15 protein-coding genes are annotated in these 21,056 nt (G+C 61.4%); 12 read left to right on the top strand and 3 right to left on the bottom strand.

Annotation, left to right across the window (positions count from 1 at the left end; translation table 11 throughout):
* The 11 genes from ACILSR_RS09385 (at position 1) to ACILSR_RS09335 (ending at position 17,382) form a co-directional block, all read left to right on the top strand.
* Positions 1-1,506: an ABC transporter permease subunit gene (locus ACILSR_RS09385; RefSeq protein WP_395749498.1), complete on the top strand. Its 1,506-nt coding sequence runs from the start codon at positions 1-3 to the stop codon at positions 1,504-1,506.
* Positions 1,503-3,455, top strand: coding sequence for an extracellular solute-binding protein (locus ACILSR_RS09380; RefSeq protein WP_395749497.1), 1,953 nt, complete (start codon positions 1,503-1,505; stop codon positions 3,453-3,455). Before ACILSR_RS09385 ends, ACILSR_RS09380 begins: the two co-directional genes overlap by 4 nt.
* Positions 3,455-4,444 (top strand): ABC transporter ATP-binding protein, encoded by a 990-nt coding sequence (locus tag ACILSR_RS09375; RefSeq protein WP_395749496.1) that lies wholly within the window; start codon positions 3,455-3,457, stop codon positions 4,442-4,444. Before ACILSR_RS09380 ends, ACILSR_RS09375 begins: the two co-directional genes overlap by 1 nt.
* On the top strand, positions 4,441-5,409 hold the full coding sequence (locus ACILSR_RS09370; RefSeq protein WP_395749495.1) for an ABC transporter ATP-binding protein: 969 nt from the start codon (positions 4,441-4,443) through the stop codon (positions 5,407-5,409). Before ACILSR_RS09375 ends, ACILSR_RS09370 begins: the two co-directional genes overlap by 4 nt.
* A 181-nt stretch (positions 5,410-5,590) precedes the next feature.
* Complete coding sequence (locus ACILSR_RS09365) at positions 5,591-7,753, top strand: AAA family ATPase (RefSeq protein WP_395749494.1); 2,163 nt, start codon at positions 5,591-5,593, stop codon at positions 7,751-7,753.
* A complete protein-coding gene (locus ACILSR_RS09360) occupies positions 7,713-8,717 on the top strand; it encodes a hypothetical protein (protein ID WP_395749493.1) in 1,005 nt (334 codons plus the stop codon). Before ACILSR_RS09365 ends, ACILSR_RS09360 begins: the two co-directional genes overlap by 41 nt.
* Positions 8,714-11,935 carry an AAA family ATPase gene (locus ACILSR_RS09355; RefSeq protein WP_395749492.1) on the top strand — a complete coding sequence of 1,074 codons (3,222 nt, stop codon included), beginning with the start codon at positions 8,714-8,716 and terminating at the stop codon, positions 11,933-11,935. The genes ACILSR_RS09360 and ACILSR_RS09355 overlap by 4 nt, the downstream gene beginning before the upstream one ends.
* 9 nt (positions 11,936-11,944) lie before the next feature.
* Positions 11,945-14,224, top strand: a complete 2,280-nt coding sequence (locus ACILSR_RS09350; RefSeq protein ID WP_395749491.1) for an AAA family ATPase — start codon at positions 11,945-11,947, stop codon at positions 14,222-14,224.
* Positions 14,225-14,290: 66 nt separating this feature from the next.
* Positions 14,291-15,595: a cytochrome ubiquinol oxidase subunit I gene (locus ACILSR_RS09345; protein ID WP_395749490.1), complete on the top strand. Its 1,305-nt coding sequence runs from the start codon at positions 14,291-14,293 to the stop codon at positions 15,593-15,595.
* A 9-nt stretch (positions 15,596-15,604) separates the two neighbouring features.
* A complete protein-coding gene (locus tag ACILSR_RS09340) occupies positions 15,605-16,618 on the top strand; it encodes a cytochrome d ubiquinol oxidase subunit II (RefSeq protein ID WP_395749489.1) in 1,014 nt (337 codons plus the stop codon).
* Positions 16,615-17,382 carry an SDR family NAD(P)-dependent oxidoreductase gene (locus ACILSR_RS09335; protein WP_395749488.1) on the top strand — a complete coding sequence of 256 codons (768 nt, stop codon included), beginning with the start codon at positions 16,615-16,617 and terminating at the stop codon, positions 17,380-17,382. The genes ACILSR_RS09340 and ACILSR_RS09335 overlap by 4 nt, the downstream gene beginning before the upstream one ends.
* Positions 17,383-17,442: 60 nt before the next feature.
* On the opposite strand, the gene ACILSR_RS09330 is transcribed toward ACILSR_RS09335, so the two are convergent.
* Together ACILSR_RS09330 and ACILSR_RS09325 are read right to left on the bottom strand one after the other, a co-directional pair.
* A complete protein-coding gene (locus ACILSR_RS09330) occupies positions 17,443-19,017 on the bottom strand; it encodes a cation acetate symporter (protein WP_395749487.1) in 1,575 nt (524 codons plus the stop codon).
* Positions 19,018-19,077: 60 nt separating this feature from the next.
* Complete coding sequence (locus ACILSR_RS09325; protein WP_395749486.1) at positions 19,078-19,386, bottom strand: DUF485 domain-containing protein; 309 nt, start codon at positions 19,384-19,386, stop codon at positions 19,078-19,080.
* A 134-nt stretch (positions 19,387-19,520) separates the two neighbouring features.
* Here ACILSR_RS09325 and ACILSR_RS09320 point away from each other — a divergent pair, with 134 nt between their 5' ends.
* Positions 19,521-20,096, top strand: coding sequence for a hypothetical protein (locus tag ACILSR_RS09320; RefSeq protein WP_395749485.1), 576 nt, complete (start codon positions 19,521-19,523; stop codon positions 20,094-20,096).
* A gap of 9 nt (positions 20,097-20,105) precedes the next feature.
* Here the strand turns inward: ACILSR_RS09320 and ACILSR_RS09315 are convergent, their stop codons facing one another.
* Positions 20,106-21,017, bottom strand: a complete 912-nt coding sequence (locus tag ACILSR_RS09315) for an alkaline phosphatase family protein (RefSeq protein ID WP_395749484.1) — start codon at positions 21,015-21,017, stop codon at positions 20,106-20,108.
* Positions 21,018-21,056 lie beyond the last annotated feature (39 nt).

Below are 21,056 nucleotides of genomic sequence, written 5' to 3'. Positions count from 1 at the left end.
ATGTCCCCTCGCACCACAGGCATCGCTCTCCTCCTCTATGCGGTTCTAAGCGCATTGATGCGCGGGCTGTCTTTGTCAGTGCCCGTCTTCAAGATCCCCTTCCTGGGCGCCGCCGTCTTCGGCTGGGTGCTTCTGGCGCTCCTGGCTTTGGCCGGGGGATGGCTGGTCTGGAAGGGTCAGCGGCATTGGCAGTTGAGCCCGCTGACCTTGAAGCAGTTCCGCCGCTTCCGTGACATCCGTCGTGGTTATGTCTCCTTTCTTGTACTGCTGGGTCTCGTCGGTCTGGCTTCGCTGGACAGCCTTGTGGTCGGCAAGCGGGCGCTCGCCGTCCATTATGAAGGACGCTTCTATTTTCCTTTCGTGACTGGCGTGCTGCCAGCCACCACCTTTGGCTTGAAGGACGACTCCGAGACTGATTACCGCGAGTTGCAGCGGCAGTTTCGTGCGAAGGGCGCGGGCAACTGGGTGCTGCTGCCTCTGGTTCCCTACGATCCCAAACTCGACACGCCAGAGACCATTGAGGAGGTGGAACTGCGCGAGGGCATCGCCTATCATGTGCATGACTCCAAACCCTTCGACGGGCGTGCTTACACCACCTTTCGTGACAAGCCGGAGCAGAAGCGCCAGGAATGGGTGTTTCGTCATGGCCTGAAGCAGGGCGAGATGCGCGGCTGGGACCAGAACAATGAGCAGGTGGAAAAAGGCGTGTTCGAAAAGGGTCAGCGCACCGCCTACACCGACTATTCGGAGGGCAGGGCGGCCGCACTCGAATCTCAAACCGATGGCAAAATGCTGACAGTCGTCTATCCGCCGTCTCCTCCCTCACGCCGTCATTTTCTTGGCACGACTTCCAGCGGCGGCGATGTCCTGGCGATACTCTTTGGCGGCATGCAGCAGTCCATCATCGCTTCGGTCCTGTTCGTGTCGTTCGTGTTCTTTGTGGGTGTGGCCGCAGGGGGCGCGCTCGGTTACTTTGGCGGCGTGCTGGATCTGGTGGGCATGCGCTTGATCGAAATCCTTTCCGTTCTGCCCTTCTTGTTTGTCGTCATGATCATCAGCTCGGTCATCAGCCCTTCGCTGCCGGTGCTCGTGGGTGTCATCGCGTTTTTCAGCTGGATGGGCACGACCATTTACATCCGCACCGCTGTGCTGCGGGAAAAGGCGCGGGATTATGTCGCCTCGGCGCGCCTGCTCGGCACCGGAACGGCACGCATCATCTTCAAGCACATCCTGCCCAACAGCATCGCCATTCTTGTGACGCTCGCTCCCTTTGAAGTCGCGGCCATCATCACGGCACTGGCGGGCTTGGATTACATCGGCTTTGGCCTGCCGCCTGAAGAACCGAGCTGGGGGCGGCTCCTGCATGAGGGCACGGAAGACTTCAACTACCCATGGATCGTCAGCAGCGCCTTCTTTGCCATGACTCTGGTGCTCGTGCTCGTCACCTTTGTGGGTGAAGCCGTGCGTGAAGCCTTTGATCCCAAAAAATTCACCACTTACCAATGAAGCAACCCACGCTGCAAGCTGCACAACTTCTCAAGGGCACATTGCGTGCGCTTGGCGTCCTGCTGTGCGCAGTCGTGGCCTCCTCCTGCTCGAAGTCCACGGATGATCGTTTTCCCCCGTATGACAACACCGCGGAGGTGCAGGCCTACTGGAAATCCAAGCCCCGGTTCTTCCAATGGAAGACGCCTGCGGATCTGCCGCCGGATTTGAAATGGGAAAACGGTGCCAGTGTGCCCGAGTTCGGAGATCCACGCGCCAAGAAGGGTGGGACTTTTCACGAGTGGCACCCCTCCTATCCTCCCACCTTCCGCAAAATCGGGCCGGATGCCAGCAATGCCTTTCGTGGCGAGCATCACGACAACATCGAGATCAGCCTCGTCATACGTCATCCGGATGAGGATGAATGGATTCCTGGTCTCGCCAAAGAATGGGCCATCTCCAAGGACCGCAAGACGGTTTACTACCGTCTTCAGGACAACCTGACCTATTCTGACGGCAAGCCGGTGATGGTGGAAGACTTCTTCATGACCTTCTTTGTCATGACCAGTCCGCACATCAAAGACCCCTGGTACAATGACTGGTACACCAAGGAATTTGCCGCCATCGCCAAGTACGATGAGAAAACCCTCTCCATCACTCTTCCGGAACCGAAGCCCGATCCTCTTTGGTATGCCGACCTGCCAGCTTCGCCACAGCATTTCTATCGTGAACTGGGTCCCGATTTTCCCGCACGCTATCAGTGGCGCATCACTCCCGTGACCGGAGCTTATGTGATCGATCCCGCCTTGCTGAAACGCGGGCGTTCGATCACCCTCAGCCGCGTGAAGAACTGGTGGGCACGGGATTTGAAGAACTTCCGTTACATCAACAACGTGGACTTCATCGAGTACAAGATCGTCGCCAGCCAGGACAAGGCTTTCGAGATGTTCCGGCAGGGGCAGTTTGACACCTTCCTCGCCGGTCTGCCACGCTACTGGTACGACAAGACGGAGATCCCCGAGATCTACCATGGCTACATCGAGCGCCACAAGTTCTACAACGAATACCCCCAGATCACCTGGGGCATCCGGCTCAACGAGAGCAAGCCCCCGCTCGACAATCTCGATGTGCGTCTTGGCATCAATTACGCCATGAATTTCGACAAGGTGATCGAGGTGGATTTCCGCGGTGACAAAACACGGATGAACAGCACCGTCTCCGGGTTCGGCAAATACACCAATCCCAACCTGCGGGCGCGCCCTTTCGATCCCGTGAAGGCTCGTGAGCATTTCGCCAAGGCTGGCTACACCATTCCTGGGCCGGATGGCATCCTGCAAAACGCCGAAGGCAAGCGTCTCTCCCTCACGCTGACCACCTTCAACACTGGCACGGTGATGCCCATCATGCTGCGCCTCAAAGAGGAAGCCAAAAAAGCCGGCCTGGAGATGAACATCGAAGGGCTCGATGGCACGCAAATGTACAAGAAGCTCGATCAAAAGAAGCATGAGATGGCTTTCGCCGGCTTCGGTGCCCGGCCGCCTTACCCACGCTTCTGGGATGACTACCATTCCTCCAATGCCTTCAAGATCGGCAAGGACGGCAAGCGTGAAATCGTCACCGACACCAACAACATGACGCAGACCGCTGATCCGGCTCTCGATCCCCTCATTGATAAACATCGCCTCGCGCAGACGGAGGAAGAGGTGCAGAAGCTGTCCTGGGAGCTGGCCAAGCTGATTGAAGACCGCGCCAGCGTCATCCCTGCCTGGGAATCGCCTTTCTACCGCTACCTCTCCTGGCGCTGGGTCCAATGGCCCAAGAACGGCAATGCCAGGGCCAGCCGTGAACCCCTCGACGCCCACATGTTTTGGATTGATGAAGACATCAAACGCGAGACGAAAGAGGCCATGAAGGAAGGCAAAGATTTTGGCGAAGTCACGCGCGTGTTCGACGCCTACCAGAGAAAATAATGAGCGCCGCACCCTCCAGCATTCTTGAGGTTCGTGACCTCGTCACCGCGTTTGACACGGACGCCGGCCGCATGACGGCCGTGGACGGCATCTGCTTTGAAGTGCCACGTGGCAAGACCTTTGGCATCGTCGGTGAATCCGGCTGCGGCAAGAGCGTCACCGCGTTCTCCATCACTCGGCTGCTGCCGCAGCCGCATGGCAAAATTCTCGGGGGAAGCATTCACTTTGAAGGCCGCGATCTTGCCTCTCTGCCGCTTGAAGAAATGCAGAAGGTGCGTGGCAACGACATCAGCATGATCTTCCAGGAGCCGATGACGGCGCTGAACCCGGTGCAGACCGTGGGCCGCCAGCTTGCCGAGGCGATTCTGCTGCACACTCAATGCAGCAAGGCGGACGTGCTGGCGCGCAGCATCGACATGATGCAGAAGGTGCGCATTCCAGCGCCGGAGCAGCGTCTCAACGAATACCCGCATCAGCTCAGCGGCGGCATGCGCCAGCGCGTGATGATCGCCATGGCGCTGATCAACAAGCCGAAGCTTCTCATCGCTGACGAGCCGACCACTGCGCTCGACGTCACCGTGCAGGCGCAGATTCTCGAACTCATCGCCGATTTGCAAAAGGAGATGGGCATGAGCGTCGTCCTCATCACCCATGATCTCGGCGTCATCGCCCAGGTCTGCGATGAAGTGGCCGTGATGTATGCGGGACGCATCGTCGAGCGTGCCGGGGTGCATGAACTCTTTGCCACACCACGCCACGCATACACCCAAGGCCTGCTGGATAGCATCCCACGCATCGACAGCGTGCCCAAGACCAAACTGAAAGCCATCCAGGGCAACGTGCCTGGTATCGCTGACTTCAAACCCGGCTGCCGTTTTGGCGAGCGCTCCGGCCGTCTGCACACGGAAGCACACCTGAACACCCGCCCGCCCTTCGTCGAAATCTCTCCAGGCCACTGGGTGGAGAACTGCCCCATCTGCGTCGCATGAGCCTTCTCACCGTCCAAAACCTTCAGCAGCACTTCCCCGTTCGCGGCGGCCTGCTGCGGCGTTCCGTCGCCTCCTGCAAAGCGGTCGATGGCGTGAGCTTTTCGCTCGGCTCAGGCGAAACACTCGGCCTCGTCGGCGAGTCCGGCTGCGGCAAGACCACCCTCGGCAAAGCCATCGTGCGTCTGCTGAACCCCACCGGCGGCAGCATTCAATTCGAGGGGCGAGACATCACCCACGCCAGCATGAGAGCGCTGCGCCCGATGCGCCGGCACATCCAGATGATCTTCCAAGATCCCGCCGAATCGCTCAATCCACGCCACACCGTGAGCGACATCTTGGAAGAACCCTTCATCGTGCAAAACATCGGCACCAAGGAGGAACGCAAGAAATGGGTGGCCGACCTCCTCGACAAAGTCGGCCTCAGCGCCGCCTCCGCCGATCGCTTCCCCTTCGAATTCAGCGGCGGCCAGCGCCAGCGCATCGGCATCGCCCGTGCCATTGCGTTAAAGCCCAAGCTCATTGTGTGCGACGAGCCTGTCTCCGCGCTCGACGTCTCCGTGCAGAGCCAGGTGCTCAATCTCCTGCTCGATCTGCAGCGCGACATGGGCCTGAGCTACCTCTTCATCGCTCACGGCCTCAACGTGGTGAAACACATGAGCGACCGCGTCGCCGTGATGTACCTCGGCAAAATCGTCGAACTCGCCCCCGCCACCGAACTTTATCAAAACCCGCGCCACGCCTACACCAAGGCGCTGCTCGATGCCATCCCCATCGCCGATCCCACCCAACGCCGCGAACGCCAGCTCCTGCGTGGCGACGTACCCTCTCCCATCAATCCCCCACCCGGCTGCGCCTTCGGCCATCGCATGAAGCATCCGCTGTGGGAGCAGAGCATCGGCATGGATCTCACGCTCAAGGAAATCGCACCCGGACATTTCGTGCAGCCTTGTCCGTGCTGCACGTGATGGGAAGTGATGCGGGCACTCCTGCCCGCAACAAGCGGCCCACCGTGCTCATCGCATCCACAATGGGCATAACACCTTTTGGGGACGCTCGTTTGCAGGCATGAGTGCCTGCATCACCGATGAAGCTTGCCAGAACTCCCATGCTCGGGAGCATAGCCGTCCGCATGAAGACCATTAAGGCATGCCTGCGCAGACCTTCCATGTCCAAGCCGTCACTCTCAGCCTAGGCGATGACCTCGAGCTGGTGGAGTCTCATGGCTTCCCCACCGTCTCGAGCCTCGGCGACAAAGCAGGCCGCGCCGCCGTCGGCTTGCGCTCGAAAATCGGGTCGCTGCTGGCCGATGCGGAGGCCGTGCCCGCATCTTCCCTGCACCGCCGCATGACGGGCAAGGATGCGCGCGTCGAGCACATCACGCTCATGCTCGAGCCCACCAAGAAACGCGCGGACTGGAAAGCGCCCGTGGAGCTGCGTTTTGACTACATTACCTGGACCGAAGCGGACGATCTTTATCTGGCCTTTGTCCCCGTGCTTGGAGTACAAGTCATCGCAGCAAAGCCGGAGCAGATCCCCGCGCGCGTGGAGGCCCACGTGCGGCTCACGCTGGTGGATCGCGTGAAGCGCGTGTCATTGAAGCAGCTCGTGCTCTCCCAATGCGTGCAGACCCTGCGTGTGGAGTCCATCAGCGTCAGCACACACATTCAGACACCGCGCGAGTTGGAGATCAGCAAGAACGGCGAGAAGAAAATCAAGTCCGTGCTCAAGGAGGTGGCGCAAAAGCTGGGGCAGCAAAAGGTGATGCCCGCTTTTGAAATGGAGGCCACGCTGCAGCTCATGCGCGAGGCGCTGGAGTCGCGCCAGCCCGCCAGCGTGCTGCTCATCGGCCCGCCCGGCGTTGGCAAGACAGCAGCCGTGCGTGAACTCGCGCGTGTGCACACCATCGATCTTTGGAGCACCAGTGGCTCGCAGCTCATCGCAGGGCAGAGCGGCTTTGGCCAGTGGCAGGAGCGCTGCCGCGATCTTTGCCGCGAGGCGGCCAGCACCAAGGCCGTGCTGCATCTTGGCAGTCTCGTCGAGCTGATGGAAGTCGGCCAGCACAGCGCCAATGCGCAGAGCATCGCCAGCTTTTTGCGCCCCTCCATCGCGCGCGGCGAGCTGCTCGCCATCGCGGAATGTACACCGGAGCAGCTTGCCATCATTGAGCGGCGCGATCCCCACATCGCCGGCGCTTTCGTCCACGTCCGCGTGCCGGAGCCTGCGCCTGCCGTCACCCGCAAAATTCTCGGGCAGGTGTTTCATCATCTCGCGCGAAAGGACAGCGATCACGCGCAGTCAGCTCCCGCGCTCGACTGGCTCCACCGCCTCCACCAGCGTTACGCCACCTACTCCGCCAATCCCGGCAGGCCCATCCGCTTCCTGACCACCCTCGTCACCGAGCAGCCCGCCGGTCAGAAGACGCTGCTCACGCTTGAACAAGTCACTGCTGCATTTACCCGCGAAACCGGCCTGCCGGAAGTGCTTCTCAAAGACGAGCTCCCGCTCGATCTGGACGCCACGCGCACTTGGTTCACCCACCGCGTCATCGGCCAGCCAGAGGCGGTCGAGGCCGTGCTCGATCTGCTGGCCACCATCAAGGCGCGCCTGAACCGCCCCAAGCAGCCGCTGGCTTCCTTTCTGTTTGTCGGACCCACCGGCACCGGCAAAACAGAGCTGGCCAAATCGCTCGCCGAATTCCTCTTTGGCAGCGCCAGCCGCCTGGCACGCTTTGATCTGAGCGAGTTCAGCGATGCCGTCTCCGTGCAGCGTCTCATCGGCGGCCTTGGCCAGGCGGAAGGCCTTCTAACCGCACGTGTGCGCGAACAACCTTTCAGCGTGCTGCTGTTTGATGAGTTTGAAAAAGCGGATCCCGCCTTCTTCGATCTCCTGCTGCAAATCCTCGGCGATGGCCGTCTCACGGATGCCGCTGGGCGTTCCGCGGATTTTTGCAACACCGTGGTCATCATGACTTCGAACCTCGGCGCGCGTGAGTTTCAGCGCGGCTCCATGGGCTTCGCCAAAAGTGAGGGCGATGACGGTGGCGGCCACTTTGACGAGGCGGCACGGCAGTTTCTGCGCCCGGAGATTTACAACCGCCTCGGTGCCATCCTGCGCTTTCATGCGCTCAGCCGCGATCTCATGCTGCGTGTCACGCGCCGGCATCTGGATCTCCTGCGCCAGCGCGACGGCATCCGCCTGCGCGATGTCGATCTGCGTCTCGGCCCCGGTGTGGAGGAGCATCTGGCAGCACGGCCATCGCCAGCCGCTGGTGGCTTCGGTGAACGTGGTCAAAGGAAGTCTCGTCATTGAGGTGCGCCAGCGTCAGGCCAAAGAAGACGCCGCAGCCACCCAGCGCGCGGTGGAGCTGGCGGATGGCGTGCTCGCATTGCGCCGTCGTCTGTCAAAGCTGGCGCGCAGTTCCACGGTCTCTGCGCTGGAAAATGAAGTGCCTTTGCTCGCCATGCTGGAGCGCCGCAGCGCCAAACGCACCTGGCTCAGTCCGGAAGAGCAGTCACGCCTGACACGGCTCGGGCAGCTGCGCCGTGTTTTGTCTGAACTGAGCGCCCTCACACAGCGCATGGATGCGCTGGAGACCGAGACGCTCGGCACCTTCCACCTCGCCGGTTGTTTTGATGCCCCGGCTTTGCAGCAAAGCCAGACGGAGATCCAAAGCGAACGGCTGTGCCTGCAGCGCGATTTTTTCCGCTTCAGCTTCCCTCAGCCGGACGACATCGTCATCGCCATCTACAGCGAGCACCGCGACTGGATGCAGCAGATGATCAGCATTTACCTCGCGCACGCCGCCGCGCTCGGGGGGAAACTCATGGCCTTCGAGTTTGTGCGGCCGCCGGAAGGTCATGATCTGCCGGACAGCAAGCCCCGCCGCGAGCCGCCCAAGAATCCAGGCGCGCCCATGGAGAAGCCGCCGGGCGGCTGGGTGGGCGCCATCATGCATCTGCGTGGAGACCTGTTTTATCCGCGATTCCTGCTCGAGGGCGGTCTGCACAAGCTCCTGGCCAAGGCCGTGAGTTATCTCTGCCTCGTGGAGGCTGGCGCCACCTGCCTCGCCGAATACACACCGCCCGCGGGGATTCATCGTGGCGGAGCCATCAACGACAAATCCGCAAAGCTGCGCCGCACTTTCAAAGCCGACGAACGGACCATCTCGGACGCCGTCATGGAAGACTCCACCTGGTCGCGCTCCGGACCGGATGCGGCCATGTGCCGCCTCATCGAGGCAAGACTGGCGAAAGCCGTGGAGGACCTGGCATGACGATCACGCTGCCCATCTACATCGAGGAGCATCCGCGCGGCAGCGGCGAGGCGCCGCTGTTTGTGGTGCGCCCTTTGCAGAAAGAGGAGCCTGTGCGCAAATCGGAGAAGCTGCAGCGCGCGCTCACCCAGCTCCAGGCAGAGCTGCAAAGGATGCTGCTGGACTTTTCCCGCGCCACCCGCCATGACGAATTCGCACGCTGGTGCCTCCTGCCAGAATATACCACGGCGACTCTGGATCTGCGCATCGAGCTGAAAACCGGCTCGCACCACCGGCGCTTTTTCTTTGCCGGGTATGAGGCGCTCGGGCGCACGCTTTGGTTCACACCCCGGCTGCCGGAGCTGCATTTCGAAGTGCTCAAAGACCAGCGCCTGAACGAACGCGCCGCCGAGGTGCTCACGCAACATTGCCGCGAACTGGAGAAGAACGGCGATGTTGTGGACCTCGATGATTTCGCCATCCCCACCTCGGGCAAGGCGCGCCTCACCGCCATCGAGCTGAAGGTCAAACCTGTCCTGAATGCGTTCGAGGCCAAGCCTGCCAAACGCGCCTCCATCTTCGGTGGCGATGACAAAAAACCGGACGGCGAAACCGAACTGCGCAAGGTGGGCCGCCTCCTGAACTCCCTTTATCCCGATGATCTGCCCCGTGCCATTGGACGCGATGCCGAGGTGACGGATCTGGAGCGCTGGCTGCGTTTGCCGGACAAGCGCGCCATTCTCCTCGTGGGTCCGCGCCAGGTCGGCAAGACCGCCATCGTGCAGGAGCTGATCTGGCGCATGATGGCGGACAAGGAATGGACGCGGCGGCGCAACGTCTGGCTCGTCTCTCCCATGCGCATGATCAGCGGCATGAGCTACGTCGGTCAGTGGCAGCAGCGCGTGCAGGCCATCTGCGACCACGTGGAGCGCAGCGACTCCGTGCTCTACCTCGAAGACCTGCCCGGCCTCTTTACCGCCGGGCAGAGCGCGAACAGTGATCTGAACGTGGCCCAGCTTCTCAAGCCACGCCTTGAAAGGCGCTCCATGCGCCTGCTAGCCGAGATCACCCCCGAATCCTGGCGCGTCCTGCGCGAGCGCGATCGCACGCTGGCGGATCTGTTTCACGTCGTGCCCGTGTTGGAGCCAGGCGAGGCAGACACGCTGCGCATTCTGGTGAGCGCGGCACGCGAACTGGAGCGTCAGCACGACTGCGCCTTCACGCTCGATGTGGTGCCGACCAGCTATGAACTGCACCGTCGTTTCGCGAGTGACGCAGCCTTTCCTGGCAAGGCCGCAGGCTTCCTCCATCGGCTGGCCGTGAAGCATGCCAGCAAGCCCTGCGACCGCGCCGCGGCGCTGGAGGAGTTCCGCGACCGCAGCGGCCTCCAGCTTTCCATGCTCGACCAATCTCAGGCGCTGGATCGTGAGAGCATCGTCAAAGCTCTGCAGCGGCAGGTTTCCGGACAGGACACCGTGCTGCACGCTTTTGCCGATGTGCTGCTGAAGCTCAAAGCACGCTTGAACGATCCGCGTCGGCCGCTGGCGGCCTTTCTCCTGCTGGGTCCCACCGGCGTGGGCAAGACCCAGTGCGCCAAAGCTCTGGCCCAGCACCTCTTCGGCCACGCCGACCGCCTGCTGCGTTTTGACATGAATGAAATGGTGGACTCCAGCGCCGTGCTCCGTCTCACCGGCACCCCTTCCCAGCCCGATGGCCTGCTAACCGGTGCTGTGCGCCGCCAGCCATTTTCCGTGGTGCTGTTTGATGAGATCGAAAAAGCCGCGCCCGAAGTCTTCGACATGCTGCTCGGTGTTCTGGACGAAGGCCGCCTCAGCGATGCCATGGGCCGGGTGGCGGACTTCACCAGCAGCGTCATTTTGCTCACCTCCAATCTCGGCGTGCGCGAGGCCGGATCGCACATCGGCTTTGGCAACGCAAAGGAGCTTGAGGTGGAAGCCAGCTACATCAAAGCAGCCGAGAAATTCTTCCGCCCCGAATTCTTCAACCGCCTCGACCGCGTCCTCCCGTTCCGTGAGCTGACCCGCGAACATCTCGCTGCCATCGCCAGCCGTCTGCTGGCCGAGGTGCTGAAGCGCGATGGCCTGCGCCAGCGCCAGTGCATGTTCAGCTTCACCGACGCTGCCGCCGCCAAACTGGTCGAGCTGGGTCATCACCCGCAGCTAGGCGCACGCGCCCTGAAACGCGTCATCGAGCGCGAAGTCGCCCAGCCCCTCGCCGCCGATCTCGCCGCTCGCGCGCCGGGCATTCCGCTGAAGATCGAACTGCGCTGCGTTACAGACCGATTCTCCCTGCACACCCATGCCTTGCAGCCTGCGCAGCGCAACGTCTTCTGGCCCGAACGCCTGTCGCGCGATGAGGTGGACAAGCACGCCCTGCTGGATGCCGCCAACGACGCCCTGGACCGCCTCATGGATCAAATCGAAGACCATGCCCCCACAGGCACCGTGGAGCTCAGCGCCCTCACTCCCGCCCAGGAACGCTACTACCACTGCCGCGAACAGGTGAAGCGCGTCGAACGCCTCCTCACCGCCGCCAAAGCCAGCCTCCATGCCAAACCCGCCAAACAGGGCCGCGCGATGTCAGTCTCGCGAGCAAGGCCGGTGAAGATTTTGGTGCGTCAATATGACAGCATCAGCGACCCTCGTTTCAATCGTGAAAAAGAGGCCGAGCTGCATGACAGCCATTTTGCCGAATCCGACACACAAGATCACGACATCATCGAGACCCCGATGTTTGCCGCCATGCGCGAACTCGCGCTCCTGGAGCTGATGCTTTCCGAGCCTTACCAAGATGAAGCCGTGGGCCTGCTAATTCGCGGTCAGGGCCCCTCTGCTTTGGAGCATGCCATGATAATCCAGCAGCTGGTAAGAACCCTGCTGCAAAGCCATTGGGGTACCGAGGTCAAACAGACTCCTCACATCAGCGATTACCTCAGCCCGTTTCAATCCGGCCTCTGGGCGCGTGATGAAGATGGCACGCTTCAGACACTGGAGCTCAGCCTTGCGTCGTGTGAATCACTGGAGGCGATGAACCAAAGTACCGCTGCGGCAACGGAGGCCTCGCTGGTCATGACGCTGCTGCGCGATCATCAGCTGCTCTCTCATCGAACCGGCCTGCTGCTGGCGGATGGGGGTGGTGCTGACGAATTTCGCGCGTTTCATCTGCCTGCGCTGCCGTTGCCAGTAGAGCTGGCGGATTTGCTGCAACCTCAACTCTAACCCCGCACCATGGCCACGCACGTTTATCCTGTTCTGCTCTGGCGAGATGCCAGCGGTGGTGTCACGGGCCTGCTCGTCGGAGACTATCGCGGTGCCACGGCCTACGGCAGCACGCAGCAGGAGGTGCTGCGGCAGCTTGGCGAAGCGCTGGACTGGCGGGCGGAACATGAATCGTACAGCATCAGCGCGGAGCTGCTGGAGCCGCAGTTGCGCGAGGTGAAGGTGGACGTGCGGGCGCAGTACAAGGACGAGACGGAGCATCGCCTCATCCCGGCACCGGAGACGGTGACGCTGCGTGTGCCCTGCGTAACGGGAAAGGCGGAGAACGGGCTTCCTGTGTGCGAAGTACCGGTGCTGGAGCTGCGCTTTCACTTTCACAACGAGGCACAGCTCAAGGATCTGGTGCGGCACTACGTGAAGGATCATCTCACCGGACAGACGCCGGCTGATCTGGCGCTGAAACTGCCGCCGCGCGGCGCATGGCTGGACAAGGTCACCGTACGCGATGTTAGGACTTCATCACGCCAGACACCCATGCGTGAACGCGAGGACATGCAGGTGCTCTTCACCGTGGCGGATCCTCTGCTGCATGAGCGTGGCAACCAGTCCGCTGCTTATGGCCGCGATGCGCAGGTGATGGCACTGCTAGGCAAACTGACGCATGAGCGCGCGCATGTGCTGCTCGTCGGCGCGGCCGGCAGCGGCAAGAGTACGATCATCTCCGATGCCGCGCGCCGCATGGCGCGGCTGAGCACGGAGGATGAGGCGGACAAATCCATGCGCACCTGGCGCTGCTGGCGTGGCAGCGGCGCGCGCATGATCGCCGGCATGAAATACCTTGGCCAATGGGAGGAACGCTGTGAGGAGTTCATCAGGCGCCTCAGCGAGATCGAAGGCATCTTCTGTGTGGAGAACCTGCTGGAGCTGCTGCGTGTGGGTGGCACCGAGGCCAATGACAGCGTGGGCGCTTTTCTGCTGCCGTATTTGCAGCGCCGTGATCTGCACATGGTCGCCGAGGCCACGCCTGCGGAGGTGGATGCCTGCCGTCGGCTCATGCCGGGCCTGCTGGATGTGTTTCAGATCATCCACGTGCCGCCGTTTGCGGATGCCGACGCGCTCTCGGTGCTGGAGCGTGTGGCGCATGCCTGCTCCACCGCCAGCAGGCTTGAGTTTGCGGCTGGCAGCGTGACGTTGGTGCACCGTTTGTTTCGTCGCTTCCAGCCCTATGCGGCGTTTCCAGGACCGGCGTCGGCTTTCATTCGCAAGCTGGCGGAGCAAGCAGCACGCAGACCTTTGGAGTCACGCCAGATTTCATGCGATGATGTGATGGCGCTGTTCATTCAACAGACCGGACTGCCTGAGCTGCTGCTGCGCGATGAGGTGACGCTGCCTCTGCCAGATGTTCACGCCACGCTCTCGCGGCAGATCATCGGCCAAGACGGTGCGGTGGATGCCGCGTCTCGTGTCATCACCAGCATCAAGGCGGGCATGACAGATCCTGGCAGGCCTCAGGGTGTGCTGCTCTTCTGCGGACCCACGGGTGTGGGCAAGACCGCGCTTGCGCGTGCGATGGCGGAGTTTTGCTTTGGAGCCGGTGCTGAGAAGGAACGCCTCGTTCGGCTGGACATGAGCGAGTACAGCGGCTGGGGCGCTGCGAACCGCCTGCTTCATGCTCCGAATGGGGATGCTGCCTCGTGGATTCAAAAGCTGCGCCGACAGCCCTTCAGCGTGCTGCTGTTTGATGAAGTCGAAAAAGCAGCCGCAGAAGTCTATGACGTGCTGCTGGGTCTGCTCGATGAAGGGCGCATCACCGATCGCTTTGGCCGTGTGACGGACTTCCGCAGCGCCATCATCGTGATGACCTCCAATCTCGGGGCCAGCGCGAAGGGCGCGATGGGTTTTGGTGCTGAAAATGTTGCGCCCGGTTTCGAGGGCGCGGTGAAGAAATTTTTCCGGCCCGAGTTTTTCAACCGCCTTGATGCGGTGGTGACGTTTGATGCGCTGACGAAAGAACACGTGCGAGAAATCGCGCTGAAGGAACTTCAGGACCTGTCCCAGCGCGAAGGTCTGTCTGCCGCCGGATTGAAACTGGAATGGAGTGACGCTTTGCTGGAAAAGCTCATCCAGGATGGCTATGATCATCGCTTTGGCGCGCGTCCGCTGCAGCGTGCGCTGGAGCGCCTCGTGGTGACTCCGCTGGCAAAGTGGCGGCTGGCACATCCGCAGCATCAAAAAGGGACGATCACCGCCGCGTGGACGGACGGCGCAGCGCAGCTGCTCTGGTCTTGATTTCCAAGGCCGCGAAGGCGGTGAGAAGCGATGCCTGTGGATGGCCGTGCCTCCATCGCACCCCGCATGAATGATCTCGACTACGCCCGTTCGCAGATGGCGATGTCGCTGGCCTTTCACATCATCTTTGCGGCCATGGGAATCGGCATGCCGGTGCTGATGTGTGCCGCCGAGTGGCTGCACCTGCGCACCGGCCGGCCGGTGTATCTGGACCTCTGCAAACGCTGGGCACGAGGCACCGCCATTCTTTTTGCGGTGGGCGCTGTTTCAGGCACGGTGCTCTCCTTTGAGCTGGGGCTGCTCTGGCCCGGCTTCATGAAGGAAGCAGGCGCGATCATTGGCATGCCGTTTTCTCTGGAGGGTTTCGCCTTTTTTTCGGAGGCCATTTTCCTCGGCATTTATCTCTATGGCTGGAAGCGCATCTCGCCGCTGATGCACTGGCTTGCTGGTGTGGTGCTGGCGGCGAGCGGCATTCTCTCGGGAGTGTTTGTGGTGACGGCCAATGCATGGATGAATGCGCCTGCTGGATTCAAGAGGGTGAACGGCAGGTTCATTGAGATCGATCCCATCGCGGCGATGCTCAATCCGGGCAGTCTGCATCAGGTGCTGCACATGACACTGGCAGCATTGGTGGCTCTGGGTTTTGCGGTGGCGGGTGTGCATGCCTTCTTTCTTCTGCGGGATCGCAGCAGCGAGTTTCATCGGGCCGCGCTGGGCATTGCGCTCGTCACCGCCTGCGTCAGCGCGCCGTTGCAGATCGTGAGCGGTGACTACAGCGCGCGCAGTGTGGCAAAACTGCAGCCGGTCAAGCTCGCTGCGATGGAGGCGCACTACCACACAGGGAAAGGTGCGCCTTTGTCCCTCGGCGGCGTTCCAAATGATGAACGGCAGACCATCGAGTACGCGGTGCGGATACCGAAGGGCCTGAGCTTCCTCGCCACGCATGATCCCGATGCACGCATTCCCGGACTGGAGGAATATCCCCGCGACGACTGGCCGAACGTACGCATCGTACACTGGGCGTTCGATCTGATGATTCTTTGCGGCATGGCACTGCTCGGCTTATCGGCGTGGACGGGAGGGTGCTGGTGGAGAAAACGCCCCCTGCGTGACAACCCATGGCTGCTGCGTGCGGTGGTGCTGGTATGCCCGCTGGGATTTGTAGCCCTCGAGGCGGGCTGGGTGGTGACGGAGGTGGGACGTCAGCCCTGGATCATTCAGGGCGTCATGCGCACGGCGGATGCAGTGACGCCCATGCAGCACATCGCCGTGCCCTTCTTCGCCTTCACGCTGCTGTATTTTTTTCTTTCCATCGTGCTCGTCGTCCTGATGCGGCGGCAGTTTCTCGAAACGACCGACACTCCTGCCTGAACACTCGCCATGGATGAAATGATCATCATCGCTTTCATGCTGTGCTCCCTGATCCTCTACGTGGTTCTGGGCGGTGCGGATTTTGGAGGAGGCATGTGGGATCTGCTGGCGCGTGGGCCGCGTGCCGAGATGCAACGAAAGGCCATCGCCGCGGCAATCAAGCCGGTGTGGGAGGCGAATCACGTGTGGCTCATTCTGATCATCGTGCTGCTTTTCACCGCCTTTCCACCCGCATTCGCCGTGCTGATGACGGCGCTGCACATTCCCTTCACGCTGATGCTGGGAGGCATCGTGCTGCGTGGCTCGGCTTTCATTTTCCGAAACTACGACTCCCAAGGCAAAGGAGTGCGGCATCTCTGGGGCGCGGTGTTTGGAGCCGCCTGCTTCTTCACGCCGTTTCTGCAGGGCATGGTGCTTGGCGCGCTTTCCACTGGAGACATCCGCCGCGCCGGAGACCGCATCTCTTCGGGTTTTCTTGCCGGATGGCTGACGCCGTTTGCCTTTGCATGCGGCGCTCTGGCGCTGGTGTTGTGCGCCTACCTGGCGGCCATCTACCTGACGCTGTACACGCGTAACGATGCTGAACTGCAGAATGATTTCCGGCGGCGTGCTCTAGGTGCAGGACTGGCGGTCGTTCCGGCAGCACTGATGGCTTTTCTCACTGCGAAGGAGGGAGCGCCCGATTTGTTTCGTGACTGGAATCAGGGCTGGGAACTGCTGTTGCTGGGCTGCGCAGGTGCCTGTGCATTGGCGGCATGGCTGGCGCTGTGGTGGCGCAGGATCGTGCTCGCACGTGCGGCCGCGGTGATGCAGGTCGCTCTTATGATCACGAGCTGGAGCGCTTCGCAGTACCCTCACCTGATCAAGCCGGACGTCACCTTCCATGCCAGCGCCGCGCCGGAGGCCACACTGCGTCTGCTCAGCCTGGCTCTGGGCATTGGCGCTGTGCTGCTGCTGCCCGCGCTGGTCTTTTTGTTTCGTCTCTTCAGCCACCCCGAACCCAGCAAGGACAACGTACAATGAATCTCAAAGGCAAAACCGCCATCGTCACCGGAGGCAACAGCGGCATCGGCCTCGCGATCGTCTTGGAACTCGCGCGCCAGGGCGCGAACATCGTCATCGACTATCTCGTGCATCCGGAGGCCACCGAAAAACTCGAAACCCAGGTGCGTGCGCTGGGCAACTGCGTCATCGGCGTGAAGGCAGATGTCAGCAAGGTTACCGAGCTGCAGGCGCTGTTTGCCCAGGCGGTGGAGGCCTTTAGCCGGGTGGACATCATGGTCAACAACGCCGGCGTGGAAACCCGCACCTCCGTTCTCGACACGACGGAGGAGCAGTATGACCGGGTGCTTTCCATTAATCTCAAAAGCGCGTTTTTCGGCACGCAACTCGCAGCGCAGCAGATGATCAAGCAGGGCGGCGGCGGGCGCATCATCAACATTAGCTCCGTGCATGAAGACTGGCCCATGCCGGGCAACACGGCGTACTGCCTGTCCAAAGGCGGCATGCGCATGCTGACGCGTACGGCAGGCGTGGAACTGGCGCCGCACAACATTCTCGTGGTCGGCGTGGGACCCGGTGCTGTGTCCACACCGATCAACAGCGTAACGATGAGCGATGAGGCGCTGTTAAAAAAACTCGATGCCTCCATTCCGCTCGGCCGCGTGGCAAAGCCGGAGGAGATTGCGAACCTCGTCGCGTTTCTAGCCGGTGATGGGGCGAGCTACCTGACGGCGACCACCATCTTTGCGGATGGTGGGATTATGCAGAGCAGTCCGGGGCTGTGAGCGGTGCACGTCCTTTGCTACCAAACAGGGGACCAAGATGGTCCCCCTCCTTGAAGTTGATCAATGCGAGGTCGCCTTCTCCGCACCGAGGCCGGTGTGGGCGCGAACGGTTAGCTCGGCGAACTTGGCCTCGGCTTCGAGATCACGTGCGGTGAAGATGGTACCAAGATAAGCGGCCAGGAAACCGATGGGGATGCTCACGATGCCCGGATTTTCCAATGGGAAGATGGCGCCGGCTTTGCCGAAGATGCCGTTCGGGCTGAGCAAAATCAGGATGATGGAGGAGAGCAGGCCCACGCTGAGGCCGGCCACTGCGCCCGAGGTGTTGAAGCGCTTCCAGAACACACTGAAGATGATCACCGGCAGGTTGGCGCTGGCAGCCACGGCAAAGGCCAGGCCGACGAGGAAGGCGGTGTTCACGCTGGGGCCGAGGAAGATGGCGATGCCGATGCTGACCGCGCCCACGCAGAAGGCGGTGATGCGCGCGACTTTCATTTCGGCTCCCGGACGGCTTGTTTTGCCGTGGTGAATGACGTTGGAATAGAAGTCATGCGCGAAGCTGGCGCTGGCGCTCATGGTCAGGCCCGCAACCACGGCAAGGATTGTGGCAAAGGCGACGGCGCTGATGAAGGCGAAGAAGTACTCCCCGCCCAGATGTCCGGCCAGGATGGGCGCGACCATGTTGATGTCAGGCTTGCCAAGGGCGGTGGTGATGTCCGCCTTCTTGAGGATGGTGGCGGCACCGAACCCAAAGAAGGTGGTCATGATGTAGAACAGGCCGATGATGGCCATGGCCCACACCACGCTGGAGCGCGCGGTCTTGGCATCTGGCACGGTGTAAAAACGCACGAGAATGTGCGGCAGGCCGGCGGTGCCCAGCACGAGGCCGAGGCAGAGGGAAATGAGATCCAGCGGCCCCCACGGACCGGCGGCGGCCACGCCATATTTCAAGCCAGGCTGCATGAGGTTTTTCGGTTCCGCGGTGCCACCGTAGTCGGCTTTGGAAACAGAGGTGAAGAACTCGGAGAAGCTGAAGTGGTGGTGCTTCAGCACCAGGAAGCTAAGAAGCAGCGCGCCTGCGATGAGCAGCAGCGCCTTGATGATCTGCACCCAGGTGGTGGCCAGCATGCCGCCAAAGACCACATACACCAGCATGAGCACGCCCACGCCAATCACCGCGGGCGCGAACTGAACATTGATCAGGCGCTCGATGATGCCGCCCGCGCCGACCATCTGCGCGATCATGTAGATGGTGGAGACCACCAGCGTGCTGAGGGAAGCCAGCGCGCGCACCGGACGAGGCTTCAGGCGGTAGGCCAGAAGGTCCGCCATGGTGTATTTGCCCGCATTGCGCAGCGGCTCTGCCACGATGAGCAGCACGGTGATGTAGGCCACCAGGAAGCCGACGGAGTACATGAAACCGTCATAGCCGGAGAAGCAAATAGCGCCCGAGATGCCAAGGAAAGAGGCGGCGCTCATGTAGTCACCTGCGACGGCAAGACCGTTCTGCCAGCCGGTGATGCTGCGGCCCGCCGCGAAGTAGGCGCTGGCCCCCGTGTTCTTTTTGGCAGCGTAGAAGGTGATAAGGAGCGTGAGGCCGACGAAGGCCGTGAACATGATCTGAGCGATTGTCATAGAAGAAAAAGAAGGTCGGAATTTAAAACCAGGAGGTCAGCAGCAAGCCATGGCTCTTTCTTAATGATGACCGTGGATCACTTCAGCGGCGGCTTTGTCCCACTTGGCCGCAACACGCACGTAGATGAAGGCCATGATCCAGGCCATGAAGAACTGCGAGAGCGCGAAGACGTAGGCGATGTTCACCTCTCCCCACACCTTTTGCTTCATGAGGTCGGGCCAGTAGCCGACGAGGATGGGCAGCGCGAGGTAGTAGATCAGGAAGAAGATCGTCGCGGGAACGATGAAGGCTTTTTTTCGCTTCATCAGCGCACGGAATTCCGGCTTCGCCTCCAGCTGCTCCCAGTTCACAGGTGATTTTTCGCTCATAGTGGGCGCGAGAGTATGAAGTGAGACGCTGGATGGCAAGGGGGGAAAGCAGCGGAGATGGAAAATGCCGCTGTTTTCTCCCTCTGGCATGGACCATGGCTTGACTCTCGGTAAATTACCTTGGAAAAAGGCCCATGACTTCACGGCAAAAGTGCGCGCAGTGCGGAATCCTCGCGATCTTTCAAGACGACTTCTGCACCTCGTGCTGGAGCCACCGCAAGAAGGGCAAGGTGCTGACGGAGGAGCAGATCGCCGCATGCAAGAAGCAAATGGCTGATGCCAATGAAAAGAAGCTCTGGCAGGCGGAACTGGAGAAGTGGCAGAACTGGATCCTGCTGCCGTCCATCCTGATGACGCTCTGGTACCTTTACGCGGCCTCCGTGCTGCTGCCCGTCCTGCTGAGAATCGGGGCTGGCAAGCCGGACATGGCCGTCTGCTTCCTCGGCGCCGCGGTTTTTGCGGGCGGCGGTTATCTGGTGGGAGGCTCCAAGGCCCTGCGCATCGCCTGCCCTTTGCTGATCGTCGCGAGCGTCTTGGCCATGATCCACATTGGAGATTTCCTGATCAATGTGGTCCCTGAGCTCGCGGAGCGGCAGAGCGACGAGAAGATCGCCAAAGGCATGCTCTTCGGCAGCATCCGCCTGGTGCTCTGCGGCGTGATCATCTTCTCAGCCATCAAGATCCTGCGCCTGAAGCGCCCGGGGGCCTGAGCACTCAGCTCACTCAAACGCGCTGGTCACTGGCTTGCCGTCAAACTCGACGGGCACCGGCAGATCAAGCAGCCACAATGCGGTGGCGGCGGTGTCGTAGGTAGTGACGGGGGCGCTGATGGTGTAGTTCTTCTTCACGCCTTTGCCCCAGACCACCCAAGGGATGATCATGTCGTCCGGAATGTTCAGGCCGTGCGTTTTGTCGTGCCCGCCGTGGTCGGCGCTGATGATCATGACGCTGGTGTCCGCGATGCCCGCGTCCTTGATGGCCTGCCACACCTGCCACAGGGCCTGGTCAGTGACTTTGAGTGCTTCTTTCTGCTGAGGGGAGCCCCAGCCGTCCTTGTGGCCGGCGGTGTCCACGTCCGGGAAATGAATGAAGGCTAGGCGCGGCTTCTTTTCCTTGATCCATGGCGCAGCCTGTTTGGCCACGGTTTGGGAGGGCTTTTTGTCTTTCTCGATTTCCTGAGATCCAGCCACGGGGGCGTCAGTCTGCGGACCGCCAAAGTCAAACACGTCCAGGGAATCCTTCAGCCAGAGGTGGCGAAACTTCACCTTGCCGACAAACATGCCGTCCACCGCCGAGGGGTCGGCAGCCTTGAGCAGCGAGAAGACCGTGGGCACCTTCACAAAGCCCTTCACTGGTGTGAAAGCGTTCCACAAAATCTGGTGCTTGTCCGGTCCGACTCCTGTGAGCATGGAGGTGTGGGACGGAAGCGTGATCGAAGGGAAAATCGTGCTGGCCTGCCACGTCACCGCGCCTTCAGCAGCGATTTTTTTCAGCGTCGGCGCTTCACTTTCCGCGATCACCGCCGGCTTGCCGCCATCGATGCTGATGATGAAAACGTGCTCCGCGCGCGGAGCCGCAAGTGCCTGAAGGCTGAAGGAGAGAGTGACAAGGACAGTGAGTACAGTGCGCATGACGGTGGGCGCGAAGTAACGCCCGCAGGTGATGATTGC

This window comes from Prosthecobacter sp. (assembly GCF_044222565.1).
In the GTDB taxonomy this organism is placed as follows: domain Bacteria; phylum Verrucomicrobiota; class Verrucomicrobiia; order Verrucomicrobiales; family Verrucomicrobiaceae; genus Prosthecobacter.
Note: the sequence above shows the minus strand (reverse complement) of the source record. Positions and strands in the feature narration are given on the sequence as shown.

Coding starts and splice junctions, on each gene's coding strand:
- ACILSR_RS09380 (WP_395749497.1), top strand. CDS start 1,503: ATGAAGCAACCCACGCTGCAAGCTGCACAACTTCTCAAGGGCACATTG.
- ACILSR_RS09355 (WP_395749492.1), top strand. CDS start 8,714: ATGACGATCACGCTGCCCATCTACATCGAGGAGCATCCGCGCGGCAGC.
- ACILSR_RS09325 (WP_395749486.1), bottom strand. CDS start 19,386: ATGAGCGAAAAATCACCTGTGAACTGGGAGCAGCTGGAGGCGAAGCCG.
- ACILSR_RS09385 (WP_395749498.1), top strand. CDS start 1: ATGTCCCCTCGCACCACAGGCATCGCTCTCCTCCTCTATGCGGTTCTA.
- ACILSR_RS09340 (WP_395749489.1), top strand. CDS start 15,605: ATGGATGAAATGATCATCATCGCTTTCATGCTGTGCTCCCTGATCCTC.
- ACILSR_RS09315 (WP_395749484.1), bottom strand. CDS start 21,017: ATGCGCACTGTACTCACTGTCCTTGTCACTCTCTCCTTCAGCCTTCAG.
- ACILSR_RS09375 (WP_395749496.1), top strand. CDS start 3,455: ATGAGCGCCGCACCCTCCAGCATTCTTGAGGTTCGTGACCTCGTCACC.
- ACILSR_RS09345 (WP_395749490.1), top strand. CDS start 14,291: ATGAATGATCTCGACTACGCCCGTTCGCAGATGGCGATGTCGCTGGCC.
- ACILSR_RS09335 (WP_395749488.1), top strand. CDS start 16,615: ATGAATCTCAAAGGCAAAACCGCCATCGTCACCGGAGGCAACAGCGGC.
- ACILSR_RS09350 (WP_395749491.1), top strand. CDS start 11,945: ATGGCCACGCACGTTTATCCTGTTCTGCTCTGGCGAGATGCCAGCGGT.
- ACILSR_RS09365 (WP_395749494.1), top strand. CDS start 5,591: ATGCCTGCGCAGACCTTCCATGTCCAAGCCGTCACTCTCAGCCTAGGC.
- ACILSR_RS09330 (WP_395749487.1), bottom strand. CDS start 19,017: ATGACAATCGCTCAGATCATGTTCACGGCCTTCGTCGGCCTCACGCTC.
- ACILSR_RS09320 (WP_395749485.1), top strand. CDS start 19,521: ATGACTTCACGGCAAAAGTGCGCGCAGTGCGGAATCCTCGCGATCTTT.
- ACILSR_RS09370 (WP_395749495.1), top strand. CDS start 4,441: ATGAGCCTTCTCACCGTCCAAAACCTTCAGCAGCACTTCCCCGTTCGC.